Source organism: Nostoc sp. LEGE 06077 (genome assembly GCF_015207705.1).
In the GTDB taxonomy this organism is placed as follows: domain Bacteria; phylum Cyanobacteriota; class Cyanobacteriia; order Cyanobacteriales; family Nostocaceae; genus Nostoc_B.
The window spans coordinates 25,875-39,386 of sequence record NZ_JADEWI010000030.1; the positions used below are offsets into that span (position 1 = coordinate 25,875).

General features: G+C 39.5%; 11 protein-coding genes. 4 read left to right on the forward strand and 7 right to left on the reverse strand.

Annotated elements, in window-relative coordinates; all coding sequences use genetic code 11:
• Window positions 1-214: 214 nt before the first annotated feature.
• From IQ244_RS18680 to IQ244_RS18695, 4 genes are all read right to left on the reverse strand, one after another.
• On the reverse strand, window positions 215-883 hold the full coding sequence (locus IQ244_RS18680) for a DUF1361 domain-containing protein (RefSeq protein ID WP_193896774.1): 669 nt from the start codon (window positions 881-883) through the stop codon (window positions 215-217).
• Window positions 884-1,210: 327 nt separating this feature from the next.
• Window positions 1,211-2,263 (reverse strand): hypothetical protein, encoded by a 1,053-nt coding sequence (locus IQ244_RS18685; protein ID WP_193896776.1) that lies wholly within the window; start codon window positions 2,261-2,263, stop codon window positions 1,211-1,213.
• A gap of 175 nt (window positions 2,264-2,438) precedes the next feature.
• A complete protein-coding gene (locus tag IQ244_RS18690) occupies window positions 2,439-4,334 on the reverse strand; it encodes an iron uptake porin (RefSeq protein ID WP_193896778.1) in 1,896 nt (631 codons plus the stop codon).
• A gap of 343 nt (window positions 4,335-4,677) precedes the next feature.
• Entirely contained in the window at window positions 4,678-5,154 is a 477-nt protein-coding gene (locus IQ244_RS18695; protein ID WP_193896852.1) for a hypothetical protein, read from the reverse strand.
• 300 nt (window positions 5,155-5,454) lie between these two features.
• On the opposite strand from IQ244_RS18695, the gene IQ244_RS18700 reads away from it, so the two are divergent.
• The 3 genes from IQ244_RS18700 to IQ244_RS18710 all read left to right on the forward strand — a co-directional run bounded on the left by IQ244_RS18700 (window position 5,455) and on the right by IQ244_RS18710 (window position 8,416).
• On the forward strand, window positions 5,455-6,696 hold the full coding sequence (locus IQ244_RS18700; RefSeq protein WP_193896780.1) for a hypothetical protein: 1,242 nt from the start codon (window positions 5,455-5,457) through the stop codon (window positions 6,694-6,696).
• A 224-nt stretch (window positions 6,697-6,920) separates the two neighbouring features.
• Entirely contained in the window at window positions 6,921-7,091 is a 171-nt protein-coding gene (psb34, locus tag IQ244_RS18705; protein WP_193896783.1) for a photosystem II assembly protein Psb34, read from the forward strand.
• 221 nt (window positions 7,092-7,312) lie between these two features.
• The gene (locus tag IQ244_RS18710; RefSeq protein ID WP_193896785.1) at window positions 7,313-8,416 is read left to right on the forward strand and encodes a hypothetical protein; all 1,104 of its coding nucleotides are present in this window, start codon (window positions 7,313-7,315) and stop codon (window positions 8,414-8,416) included.
• Between the two features lie 63 nt (window positions 8,417-8,479).
• Here the strand turns inward: IQ244_RS18710 and IQ244_RS18715 are convergent, their stop codons facing one another.
• From IQ244_RS18715 to petN, 3 genes are all read right to left on the reverse strand, one after another.
• Window positions 8,480-11,605 (reverse strand): GAF domain-containing protein, encoded by a 3,126-nt coding sequence (locus tag IQ244_RS18715; RefSeq protein WP_193896787.1) that lies wholly within the window; start codon window positions 11,603-11,605, stop codon window positions 8,480-8,482.
• A gap of 499 nt (window positions 11,606-12,104) precedes the next feature.
• Entirely contained in the window at window positions 12,105-12,266 is a 162-nt protein-coding gene (locus IQ244_RS18720; RefSeq protein WP_193896789.1) for a hypothetical protein, read from the reverse strand.
• Between the two features lie 7 nt (window positions 12,267-12,273).
• The gene (gene petN, locus IQ244_RS18725) at window positions 12,274-12,363 is read right to left on the reverse strand and encodes a cytochrome b6-f complex subunit PetN (RefSeq protein ID WP_083468698.1); all 90 of its coding nucleotides are present in this window, start codon (window positions 12,361-12,363) and stop codon (window positions 12,274-12,276) included.
• A gap of 154 nt (window positions 12,364-12,517) precedes the next feature.
• On the opposite strand from petN, the gene IQ244_RS18730 reads away from it, so the two are divergent.
• Window positions 12,518-12,943 (forward strand): hypothetical protein, encoded by a 426-nt coding sequence (locus IQ244_RS18730; RefSeq protein WP_228059008.1) that lies wholly within the window; start codon window positions 12,518-12,520, stop codon window positions 12,941-12,943.
• The last annotated feature ends 569 nt before the right edge of the window (window positions 12,944-13,512 follow it).

Consider the following 13,512-nt stretch of genomic DNA (forward strand, 5'->3'; position numbering starts at 1 on the left):
CTCCTATTTACATCCATACAGATGGCATGATCTAGATTTATTTCAAAGCTAGATACTGAAAAATACATCTTTCTTTTGATAAAAAATACTCACCAACTCACCATTCTTTAGATGGATAAATTGGTAAGTATAAAAGTGGATTAAAAAAATACGCCCATTTTAGGCGTATTAATTCAAATTTTTATTCAACAATTTGAGCAAGAATTTGCATTTATTAAGCATTGGGTGTATCAGTATTGGCCGAATTTGACTGAACATTGATCCCTTGTGCTGATGGACTCACGAAACCTAAACTAACTCGTTTCATCATCCAATACAAACCGAGAAGAATCACAAACGTAATAGTTATTAGTACTAAAGGCTGTTTACCCAAAAGTTCCTCGACACCTTTAGTCAATAACGCATCCGGTTGAGTAATAAAATCCCAACTGTTGAAACGTAAAAATCTGCCCCAATAAATCCCAACTGCACAAAGAGCATGAGTAATTAATTCAATCCTAAAAATCCAGTGGCTTTTGCCGATGCGGTGTAAATAGTAACCTAAATTGATTAAAGATATAACATAAGCTTCAAAGCCAGCAAAAATTACCAGCAAATAAACTGGAATTAATACTAACGTGATCATTAATACTGATTGGATTGTCCGAATATCGTCGATCAGATGAATGACATCGGTTAATAGATACGGCGCATTTGGTAAGAAAGCATAAAATACACTAAATCCCAACCACCAAACCCAAGAACGTCCCCGTTTTGTGCGGAACAACCAAACACTCAAAGCCAAAGGTATAAAAGCCAAAAACAGGTTCCACGTCATCCAATTCATGTTGATCCGTAAGACCTGTAAAACTCTGGCTATCAATTCAATCAATTCCCCTTTCATAAATGCTCACTTGCAAGATGTGTGATTGATTTAATATCGTTCTTGAGTCTTAACTCTGTGGTTAACTGATAAGTTGGGAAAAAATTACTTTTAATATTTTTGGATATTTTCTACCCAGATCTGAAACTAGCTACTGCTTAATTAGTATAACCAGAAAATTATCAGAGATATATTTAGCAGAAATCTGGGAGTGTGAGTAGCAGTTTTGCTAGTCACACTCCCAGTATAATTTTTGCTCTAGGAGGTCGTATTTTTTTAGTCGTTTCTTAGATACAATCTGCCCTAAAGCAATTCCCGAAAAATTAAAAATTTGATATTTCCCAGTAGCTAACGCACTAAAACTCGACTGCGGGGGCCAATTGCTTGTTTAGCCGCAGTCACTTGTGGGCGACAATTGACAGACTCTTGGTCACAAATCTTAGGCGCGACGCTAGAAGCTTCTAAACTGACGGGATTAGCGCTGAGGGAATAGCCACTACTGAACTCTATATTAGATTCACTAGAGGGCGATGGGGAATTAGATTGACCAAATGTACTGCCATTATTAGATTGTGTCGGAGCCTTAGCGATCGCACCACTATCTACGGATACAGGCACAGGTGTAGACGGAGTTGGTGTTGAAGGAGAAGGATTACTGACAACAGGTGTAGTTGGAGTAGTCCCACCACTGGAATTAATCGGTGTCGCATCCGCAGGTACGGTAATTGTCAACCTTACCAAAGGAGTATTTTTCATCTCATAGGGGGTGGGATCTGGCGTAGTACCAGGAATATCCGATTTATAATCAAAGACTGTCGGACTTTCGCCACCATTGCGATCGCTATATCTTGGCCCTTGGCCATTTAACTGAAAAGTCCCTTGATATTGCTGACCAGTTTTGGGGTCGGTAACAACCCCTGTATAGTAAGCTTTAGCAAAGCCAAACTCATCTTGAACCACACCTTGAAAGGAAATATTAGGGATTTTTCCTTGATAAGTAAAGGGTGTTAATTTACCACCAGACAGCGCTGGCGAAGTCAAAACCCCGTTGAAAGAAATCACGGGGATGCCTTTAAAATCAACGACATAACGCAAACTACCATCAGCACGTGTTAGTACCTTCACGTAGTCTGACTTATAAACAGGCACATAATTCGGCCTACTCGCAGTACCTATATTTCGTTGGTACAATCCTTGAGAATCAGTATCGATGCGTGTGACCGAGTTATTAAAATTAGGATTAAAACTCGGCAGTTCCAAGGTACCTGAAATTGTCCCAGTACTTTCAATGATCAGTTGAGCCGAAGCACTGCTTCCGCCTAAACCAATAAAAACTGCGGCTAAACTACTACTACCCAAAACTGCACAGCCGATCTTTGTGACTGATGATTTGAATTGCATGAAAAATTTGCTCCTTATTTGTTCATGAAAAACAACACGCTGAGGAATCTCCTGCGTGATTAAAAAGTCGAAAATATAACTTGTGAATTCTCAAAGATTGCTGACAGTCAGGAGTATTAAGACAACACGGAGTAGGGGTTTCGCCCCCTGTGATTACATTTACATGATTACGGAATTAAAACCGGAAAGCTGCTCGCAATGCGCCTACTATCAAAGTGTCGTTAGCAGCATTATGATCGGGATTGAATACAACTAATAAGCCTGGTGTTAAAGATAAACGGTCATTGAGTTGAGCGCGATAAAAAAGTTCGACGTGCAATGATGTATCGTTGCGTCCCCCTGGCGTTCCCCCATTGGAAAAGTTCGGAAAATTAAAGCCATCGGGTAAGTTGCTAGAAGTGATTTTAGGGGGTTGTCCGACCAAAATCCCACCCAAGTTACCAGCCCTACCCAAATTAGGTAACGCTGCAAATAACATCCAGTTAGCAGTTTCTACACTACCAGAGAGATTAACTGGTTTAGAGCTAGAAAAACCACCCCAACCGCCCAACTGCAAATTATCATTGACACGCCAGGCGACGGTAGCACCAACAGCATGGGTATTAAAAGCTGTACTAGGTGCAAATGGTGAAATTAATTGCGCGTCACCAATCCCAGTACCGAGTAAATCATTGGGGGAGTGGGAATATATGTAATCTATACCGATATCTAGATTATTAGTGGGCGCGAGAGTGAGTTGTGCGCCGGCGCTATATCTACCACCAAATAATCCCGCAGAATTACTATTACCTGGAAAACTGGGAATTTCTGAACTATATACACCTTGGAGACTAATGCGATCGCTAATTTCCCAGTCAAAACCTATACCACCAGTACCACTGCCAATATTCAAAATTGGGTTACGCTGACCAAACTGGGAAATTGCGCCATCTCCCGAACCTTCTAAGGGGTTAATTCCCCGAAAGGTAGTAGCTGCATTCACACCAGCCGAACCCACCACAACTCCCAAGTTATCTGCTAGTAAAAACCGATAAGATAAGTCATTCAGAACTACTTGATTATCTGTATTCGACTCAAAACTCAATCGCCCCATATTGTGAGAGACTAACGAGGCATTAGAACCTAAATTTCCGGCTGATAGCCCTGTAATTAATAAATCTTTTCCAGTGAAGGAAGTTGCTAAGGTTAACTGTACGCTATTCGTAAAAGTGAGGCTTGTCTTACCTTGACGCTCTGGTATACCATCTCTAGGAAACAAATCAACATTAGTCGTATTTGTGCCTTGAAGACTAAAAATAGCTTGCCCAAATAATCTGGTTGTTGTGGAAAACTGATGAGACTTTAATTCCACATTTTTATTTTCTAAAACATCAATACGTTGTATTACTTCTTGTAATTCAGTCTGAAACTCAGTCTGTAATCTTTGTATTTGGTCTAATTCTGCTTGACTAACACTATTAGCTTGATTTTTATTAATTAATTCTTGAATGTGATTGAGACAAACATTTAAACTATAGGCAAATTCATAACGATTTACAGCACTGTTACCTATATAATTCTCGTTTTTTCCGGCTATACAACCGTAGCGTTCAACTAAAGACTGTAAAGCAGTAAAAGCCCAGTCAGTGGGTTGTACATCATCTAGTTGCGACACCGATGTCACTTGAGACATCTGATCATCCGACTCAGATGTCTCAGAAAACTCTGGTACGGCGGGAGATTCTGGAGCAATTAGTAGTTGCACAGATTGTGATAGTTGTGGTGTAGTTTCTGCTAGTGGTTGGGAGTCTTGGTTGACAGAATTTTGCCAACTATTATTTTTATGAATTTTATTAAGTAGATTTTGATACTTGTCATTTACAGGTGCAGCAATAGTTTCCGATGTGTTGTCAGGCTGCACGAATTCAGGCGGTGTGATTTCAGGCGATGGAGAATTTGGTGATAAATTCTCTTCTGTTAGCTGATACACCCCGCTACCTGAATGAATTACAGGCGGATCTGGTAAATTATGTGGTGGAGATGTTTGGCCGGCTGTCAATACACCCAGCATCAGTAGACTTAAGTCACTCATGGTATATCTGTTGACTAACACCAATATTTCTTTTGACAAAGTTTTTTGGTGTTCTTCAGGATATTTCTGTATAAAAAGTTATAAAAAATCTGAAGTATGTTCGCCAGGCATCCTACGGCAGACGTTCCCACAGAGTAGTCTGAAATTAGCCACGCCAGTCGGGTGGTACAAAGTAAAAATCAGGGATAAAGCGAATTTTCCGCATTACCCTTCTGACACTGAAAAAACACAGAGGTGGAAACGTATAGGATATTGGTAAGGTAGATTGCGTTAAGCAACAATAAACCCTACTGATGTAGGGTTTGGGCATTAGTACGAGAATTAAACTTCAGCCTGCACACTTTTACTCCGACTGGCTACAGTACTTATTCAGATCATTCATTAAAGTATCTGATTCTTTGCCAGCGGTTTTAGCGGCGGCGGTTAAGGCTGTATCAATTTCGGTTCTGGCTTTTTTGATTTTTTCTCTACCAGTAGGCGAAGCTTCGGCTGTTTTCGCAGCAGCCAAAGCGTTAGCTGCTTTAGCAATGGCATGACTGAGGTTATCAAACACCTTTTGAAAACGCCTTTGATATTCTTGGAGTTTGGGATCTGCCAATTTTAGTTCTTCTAAAGATGTATCAATAGCTTCTAAATCTTTAGATAATTGCAAGCTAGTGATTGCTTGCTTGCCTTTATTTTGATCAATGAGCGTATTTCCTTCATTCACGACTTGAATTAGCCGCTGACATTGGGAGGTTTTATTTTCACAACCAGTAACTAATAAAGCGAGACTCAGACTAATACTAGTAATAAAACTATATTTACACCACACAGAGATTCATACCCCACCAGCAGTAAAACCCAGACAATCGTAACCAATAATTTCATAAATTGTGGAAATTGTTACGTGAATTTCCGTAAAAAATTGGTGGATAGCTAGAAAAATCCTGAAACTTAGCAATTACCCACTATTTGCCATACAGCCTAAACCTGGATACGTAAGCTGAGTTTGGTGGTGTAGTAGTAAATTTTATACAAATAATTCTCTTGAAATTCGACTTTTAGCTATTATCTGGCAGAATTTAGGATGATTTAGGTTAAAGTAGCGCCAATGTTTGCATTCAAGTCATAAAATCTTATGCGGGTTTTTGTTTGTTCTTTTTTACTGGTTATCAGTTTATTATTATCGTTCACGCCACTGGTTAAATCGGCAACACCCCCTTCTGATATTGAGCAGTATCTGATCAATGCTCAATTTCAACAGGGAGAGGAAGCTTTTGTGGCCAAGCTTCAGGAAAACGCCAATGATGATCAGACGCGATTTAAGTTGGGAGTTGTGCAATTGATGGGTGCAACTCAACGGTTAACGCAATCACTCTACCGTTATGGTTTGCAGCAAAATTTTGTGACGCAATTCTTCCCGATTTTACGTCTGCCTGTGCCAACAAATCCAACACCGCAGCCAGTGACATATCAAGATACACGAAAAATTTTACAAGACTTACTCAATGATCTAACTCAAGTCAAAGATACTCTCGAACCTATCAAGGATAATCAAGTCAAGCTACCGTTGCGGATCGGTTTAACACGGCTCGATTTCAATGCTGATGGTAAGTTGGCAGAAGATGAATCTTTCTGGAAAACTTTCAGCTTATTGACAGGGATACCAGCTACAGAGAAAGCTGCTGAAAATTTAGCGATCGCTTTTGATGCGGGTGATGTCATTTGGCTGAAGGGATATTGCAATTTACTGTCGGCGATCGCTCAGGTGGTTTTGGCTTATGACGAAAGTAAATTGTTTGATTCCACTGCTCATCTAGTTTTTGCTCAACCAAAAACCGCTTATCCATTTTTGGTTGAGGGTAGAAGTGCATCCGGTGGGTTTGATTTTGATATTATTGCCGACATTGTTACGTTCGTTCATCTGATTAATTTTCCCCTCACAGAACCAGAGCGTTTAACAACTGCAATCCAAAATTTTCAAACAGTTACAGCTTTAAGTCGTCAATCTTGGAAATTGATTTTAGCGGAAACCGATAATGATCGCGAATGGCTACCCAACCCTCAACAAAAGGGAGTAATTCCCAATGCTGTAGTTACTCAACCGATGATTGATGGCTGGCTGACTTTCTTAGATGAAGCGGATACCTTACTGACAGGGAAAAAATTAATTCCCTTCTGGCGAAAACGTGAGGTTAGAGGTATTAATTTAAACAAAGTCTTCACTCAACCAAGTAACTTTGATTTGGTGCTGTGGGCGCAGGGAACTGGTGCTGCAACCTATTTAGAATTGGGAAGAGTCACAGATAAAAATACTTGGTTGCAGTTGTTAGAAGTTTTTCGGGGACAATTCTTTCAGTTTGCTGCTTGGTTTAATTAGCCACCAGTTCTGGAATTAATTTGATAACTCGTTAGGGGTGCAATGTCTTGCACCCCTATTTAATTTTGTGGGGATGCGATCGCCTTTTGGTGTCAACCCCTTATACAGCAGCGGCTAAGTAGCATTTGTTAAATTATTTAGCCTTTTTTTGTCAAGTCATGTTGACACTTCGTTACAAACTTGTTATATTTGTTTACATAAGTTAACAGCTAAGGAAAAACATTATGTATACCACAATCAACGAAGATGGCATTCTCAACAACTATGCAACTGAACCCCAGGTTTACTGCGCTGAATACCCAGCAATTTGGGAACAACGCCGTTATGTTTTACAAGGCGCAGTTGCAACTATGTTTGTTTCTGTTCTAGTTTTGTTTGCTTTTGCAGTCAGCTAATATTTTCTAATTTCGCTATTTGTATCACTCATCGTCATTTCTATTCTCCCCTTTACCTCGGTTAGTTTCGCCGAGGTTTTTTGTTGGCTAGGATTTAAATGAGAAGGGTGAAATGGGATAACTTCTAACCCATATTTTTAGCTATTTTTAACTTAATTCACATCAATTCTTAAATATCGGTTTTTATCCTGAATTGTGTTGATCATTCAGGGTGAAAACAAATGATTTGGAAAAAAGTTTTGCTGATGGCGATTGGAGTGAGCGTTGCGATCGCCCTTGGCATTTTGACAAATTTACCAGGAATTGCTCAAACTCCTACAGATATTGATTTAGCGGCTTATCATGCGCCAATTCACTATCAAGACACCGACAGTACTAAATACAGCGGTGACTATATTACGCGGTTTAACTATGATGGTGATTGGCAAGGTACAAATAATTGGGATAATCTTGGGCTATATTCACTCAGCGCCCATGCTTACTATTCTGTGGCTGAGACTTGTACTCACAGATTTATCACTTATTCTTTTTTCCATCCCCAAGATTGGACAGATATTCCCTTCGACCAAGAACATGAAAATGATTTAGAAGGTTTGCTGGCGATCGTTCGCAAAGATGGTACAACCTTTGGCAAACTCGAAGGAGTTGTGACGGTATTTCACACCGACTTTTACTCTTTTACTCCGAGTGGTAGTCCTTTAACAAATGGTGCAGAAAGTATTGATGGAACCCTGACAATGAGTAGTTATAGCGGTTCCATGCACCCATTGACAACTCAGGAAGCCAAAGGTCATGGCTTAAAAGCTTGGCCTTACGCGGGCAATTTTAATGGAGACAGCAGTGCAGACGGAATTATCTACTATCCTTCTAAAACTACTGCGGAAGTACCCGCATCGGGGAACGATCGCAATGTATTGTATTCGTTAATTGATGTATTTGCTTCTAGTGGTTTGTGGCAACGTCAATTAGATGAAGCATCTAGTTCTACAGGGATAACTTATGCTGGCTGGGGAACATTCAGGGGAGATTCTAGCGGTAGTTGTGGTGCTGGTACACCAACTTGTAGTAACAATTCAGCAAATACACCTTGGGGCTGGGATGACTCGAATGATGGGTCAGTTTACAGAGGTGAAATGGCTTTAGATCCGGCTCATCTCACTGATGTTTATTTTAACGGTCTGGGTAACTTTGATACAACCTATATTCGTAATCGATATATCCAAGATTTGCGCGATCGGGGATACAATTCCAGCAACCTTCCGTTAGGCTGGCCTACCCAAATCAATCTGAATACCTTGATTGGTAAGCTAAAAAACCAGTGTTAATTTGACAAAATGAAACCCAACAAATTTTTGATTATGTTGGGTTTCCCTATAATTACAGCCACCCTACATACCTACATCTTTTGATGACATAGGAATTTCGATCCACATCTCGCAACCTTTTCCAGATGAAGAAATACACTTGATTTGACCGCCGTGTTTATCAACAACAATTTGGTAGCTGATCGATAAACCTAACCCAGTACCTTGTCCTGGCTGTTTGGTGGTAAAAAATGGTTCAAAAATACGCGATCGCAAATTATCAGGAATTCCACAACCATTGTCAGCAATCTTAATTTGAATCGTATTCTCTGCTGTAACTTTTGTTTGAATCCAAATTTTTGGCTGGTAAGTGATTTTCTCCTGAGTCACACAGTCTTCTAGAGCATCAATAGCATTATTGAGAATATTCATAAACACCTGATTCATCTGGGCTGCATAGCAGACTACACGAGGTAAGTCACCATATTCCTTAATAACTTCAATAGCTAGAGAATTATTCTTTGCTTGCAGCCGGTGTTGCAGAATTAACAAAGTACTTTCAATGCCCTCATGTAAATCAACAGGTTTCTTTTCTGCTTCATCCAATCGGGCAAAGGTGCGTAAAGACAAAACTAATTGGGAAATTCGGTCTGCTCCTATCGTCATAGAATTGAGCATATTCGGTAAATCACTAGTAATAAAATCTACATCTATTTGTTCGGAAAACTCTCGAATTTCTGCTTTAGCTTTGGGATAAGATTTCTGATACATCCGCAGCAATGTCAGCAAATCATCTGTGTAGTCATTTAAATAAGTAATATTCCCAAAAATAAAACTAATTGGGTTGTTAATTTCGTGGGCTATACCTGCAACTAACTGTCCTAAACCAGCCATTTTCTCACTTTGAATTAACTGACTTTGAGTTTGCTGCAATTCTTTGAGAGTTTGTGTAAGTTCTTCTTTTTGTCTTTGAGTTTGTTCGAGTAATTCTGCTTGTTGAAGCCCTACCCCTAATTGATTACCAATCTGCACCAATAAATCTACTTCATCTTCTTGCCAATTACGGGCGGCTGTGTTGTGATACGCAGCGAGTAATCCCCAAAGTTTATCTCCCTGAAAAATTGGCACAATCATATATGATCGCGCTTCCATCAACTGGCTCAAAGATATATATTTGTGAGCATCTTGATTGCTATAAATATCTCTAACTACAAGGGTATACCCTTTAGCAAAGTCGCCTCCTTGGGTTTGTTGCAAGTAGTCATTAGCAATAACATTCAAAAGTTTGCGTACTGATACCCAACCAGGGGCTGCTGACTCAGCAACAAATTCGCCACTCCAATCGGGACGAAAACGATAGATTGTCACCTGATCTACTTCCAACAACCGCTGAACTTCTTGGGTACTAGTGACAAAAATTGTGTTCAAGTCTAGGGATTGACGAATTTTTTCGACAGTAACGGCTAACGCCTTTTCTCTTTCGGCGGCTTTGCGTTCTCGTTCAGCGGCTTTTGCTAGTTGTTCAGCTTGCAACTGCACTTGTTTCAATGCTTCTGCTTGCTGTAATGCTACTCCTAGCTGAATGCCTACTTGCGCGAGTAAGTTGATTTCTTCATCTTGCCAGTAACGGGGCTGGGAGTTTTTATAAGCTACTAACAATCCCCACAACTTTTCACCTTGGGAAATTGGCACAAACACTTCATGACGGGGATATTTACCAGCTTGTGTTTCTTTCAGGAATACGCGTTCTGTCACAGGCTGGGGTTTTACAATTGGATTCCAACCATCGACAATGGAATCAGCGACAAATTCACCACTCCAGTCAGGATAAAAGCGATAAATTGCCACTCGTTCGACATCCAAAAGTCTTCTAACTTCTTGGGTAGTGGTGTTAAAAATAGCGTCAATATCTAGGGATTGGCGGATTTTTTCTACAGTATTTGCCAGCGCCCTTTGGCGTTCAGCAGCTTTGCTAATTTCTGCGGCTTGGTGCTGCATTTGCTGTAAAAATTCTGCTTGCTGCAAAGCTACACCTAGTTGGGTACTAACTTGGGTGAGCAAGTAGACTTCATCTTCTTGCCAATCGCGGCTGCCAGAGTTTTGATAAACTGCTAGTAAGCCCCAGAGTTTTTGACCGTGATAAATGGCAATAATGACGTAAGCTCTGGCCTGATAGCTTTCTAATAGTTTGATGTAGCAGTCTGTAAAACCATAATCATAGATATCATTACAAATCCGGTATACTTCACTTCTGGTAAAGTCACCACCCTCTGTATCTTGTAAATAAGTATCCATGATGGGAGTTTCAGCTAAGTCTTTAACGCTACACTCGCTGACATTTTCTTTTAACTGTGGTTGCGTTGACTGTTCATCAATGAGTGAAATCCAACCATCTGCGACTGATTCAAAAATAAACTCACCACTCCAATCAGGATTGAAGCGATAAATAGCGACGCGATCGGCATTCAGCAACTGCCGGATTTCTGCTGTACTAGTGCGGAAAATACTTTCTATATCTAGAGACTGCCGAATTTTCTCAACGGTGATGGCAATTATTCTCTGCCATTCAGCGGCTTTTGCTCTTGCTTGTGCTTGTGCTAGTTGTGTCGATTGGATTTTTACTTGTTCGAGGTAATCTGCTTGTTGGAGGGCTACGCCTAAATGTGCGGCGATGAGTTGCACAAACTCAATTTCTGATTCTTCCCATTGCCGAGAGTCACTACATTGATGAATACATAACAATCCCCATAAATTTTTGCCTTTCATTAAGGAGACTGCTATGTTAGCTCGGACTTGAAATCGTTCTAAAATCTGGACGTGGCAATCGCTGACACCAGCTTGATATATATCTGCCATTGCATGAATCCGTCCTTCCTGGTACAGTTCAGCAAATTCTTTGGCAAAGCAGTGATCCCGCAGTTTGACAGTTAGTGCCGAAACCCATTCGGAGCCTACATCTTCATAGATAAATTCTCCTTCCCATCCCAACTCAGGATAAAAACGAAACACACCAACACGATCAGTTTTGAGTAACTGTCGGACTTCTGTAACGGTGATTTTAAAGATGGTATCTATATCTAAAGTTTCTCGAATCCGAGAAATTACTCCAGACAAGGCTTTTTGTTTCTCACTCTGATACAAGGAGAATGGATTATCTGACTGGTATTCTGGTTGTTGTGAATTCGATTTTATGGTAGAAGAGTTTTCCATTCCTGATAGGACTTTAAATATTGAAAGTCTTCTATTATAGGATTCCCTAATTCATTGGAAAGATAACAGTAGATGATTTGATATCTAGCTATATTGATTTATTTCGCTTCACGTAAATTAAAAATTACTCAGTGAGATTAAGATTTTTTGTCTTCACTTTTATTGTTAAATCTGGATTCATAAAGGAAATTATGCTTTTTTGCCTCTAACTCACATCTATCGTTTATTTATACCTACGTCTTCATCCCCAAAATCTATGAATTACTAGTTTTTATGTCAATTTTAACCATTTATTCATGAATAATGTTATCTGCACAATCATAAAGATTAACACTTGTATTAGTTTCTGTTGGGGCTAGTACAAAAATTTTGGCATCAAAAAATAGCGCAAAAAAGTTTTGTTTGGGGTATTTGTTTAATTTTAGGTAATTGCAAACAATACAGGAATGCGATCGCTAATATCGCATTCCTGCAAAAAAATCATTCAACGGCGATCGCATTATCGCTTTTTGGCAGATGTGCGTCGCTGTTCGCGTTTTTCGGCTTCTCGAAGACGGCGATCGCGCCATTCTGCCAATGTTAAGTAGCCAACGCCACCAGTAACAGTGATTAACAGCACAAAAGCAAGTAATGCCAGAATACTCAGAAATGGGCTTTCCACAATACCTCTACAGTCCGTTGCGTCCCCAAACTACCATTGCGATCGACCAAGTGAACACAACCAGTAGTGATACCCAACCCAATGTCAAAATTCCCATAGTTCTAAATTTTGCAAATAATTACAAAAGGTCTCTAATATTTATCATACCTGGAACTGGACACTAGAAAGTCTGAAGTCTGAACCAGATTTTTCGTACTGTCTATTATCTATTTCCTATTTTGACAATGAAGAGAATTTCGGATATGCAATTGATGACAGAACGCATCGAGTCACTCAAAGCTGGGATAATTGGGGGTTTTGCGCTAGGTTTTACCTGCTTGCTCACGAATTTGCTCAATACGCTTCTGTTGGCAAAGTACTTTGAGATACTGATCAGTCTGCAAGTTACGGTATATTGGCACTGGTTGGTAAGTTGGGCGATCGCTAGTTTCTCTGGTTTACTCTTTGGTGTCACTTACCGCTATATCATCCGCCAAGATCAAAATCCTCAACTAAAGGCTGGTGGGGTGCTGGCTTTTGGTTTGGTGCGGGGGTTAGCGCAGGTAGAATTTGACTGGAGTTTACCTTGTGCGGTGTTGGCTAGTGAGAGTGTGCTGTGGTTTATTGTAACGGCGATCACTCTTGATCGAGCGATTCAAGTTGGTTGGGTTAAACCTTTTCAGGATATCGAACTGTAAACAACACAGTACAAGCCAATTAACCAACAACTAAAGAAAACCTCAACATATATTTAGTCATATTGAGGCAAATTTTGTTCATACATTCTCCGTCAGCATTTACCAGGAAGAATATCCTAAGTTTATAAACTTTTTATGTAACTCAATCGCCATAATAGCTCAAAAGTAGATGCCTTTACTTCCTGCTAGTAAAAAATAAAATATACGGTTATTAACTAGTTATATTTTTCGAGAGAATAATTAGATTTTTTGGATACAGCAGCCTATGTTTTTATAACTATTGCTGGCAATAAATTTTGCAACCATTTAATAGCCACCATTTTCGTTAAACTACGTAGAAAAATAAGCTGTTCTTTAGAGAATCATAGCAAATTTTAGCTGTTTTTACTATTGTTTTATTTAAAAGGTATCTCTGATTACTAATTTATTTTAATGATATATTCAAGTATTTTTATTTACTTGCTTTGCTTACAACATCAAGCAAGATATTTTATTCGTAAAATACCAGCATTATTTATAACTCTCAGTATATTGTAGTTGATATTAAATAACTTGTGTATAAAAGCCAG

What these genes read in the sequence shown, in the direction of transcription:
- IQ244_RS18680 (WP_193896774.1), bottom strand. Translation starts at nt 883, where the DNA reads ATGAAAGGGGAATTGATTGAATTGATAGCCAGAGTTTTACAGGTCTTA.
- IQ244_RS18685 (WP_193896776.1), bottom strand. Translation starts at nt 2,263, where the DNA reads ATGCAATTCAAATCATCAGTCACAAAGATCGGCTGTGCAGTTTTGGGT.
- IQ244_RS18690 (WP_193896778.1), bottom strand. Translation starts at nt 4,334, where the DNA reads ATGAGTGACTTAAGTCTACTGATGCTGGGTGTATTGACAGCCGGCCAA.
- IQ244_RS18700 (WP_193896780.1), top strand. Translation starts at nt 5,455, where the DNA reads ATGCGGGTTTTTGTTTGTTCTTTTTTACTGGTTATCAGTTTATTATTA.
- psb34 (WP_193896783.1), top strand. Translation starts at nt 6,921, where the DNA reads ATGTATACCACAATCAACGAAGATGGCATTCTCAACAACTATGCAACT.
- IQ244_RS18710 (WP_193896785.1), top strand. Translation starts at nt 7,313, where the DNA reads ATGATTTGGAAAAAAGTTTTGCTGATGGCGATTGGAGTGAGCGTTGCG.
- IQ244_RS18715 (WP_193896787.1), bottom strand. Translation starts at nt 11,605, where the DNA reads ATGGAAAACTCTTCTACCATAAAATCGAATTCACAACAACCAGAATAC.
- petN (WP_083468698.1), bottom strand. Translation starts at nt 12,363, where the DNA reads ATGGGAATTTTGACATTGGGTTGGGTATCACTACTGGTTGTGTTCACT.
- IQ244_RS18730 (WP_228059008.1), top strand. Translation starts at nt 12,518, where the DNA reads ATGACAGAACGCATCGAGTCACTCAAAGCTGGGATAATTGGGGGTTTT.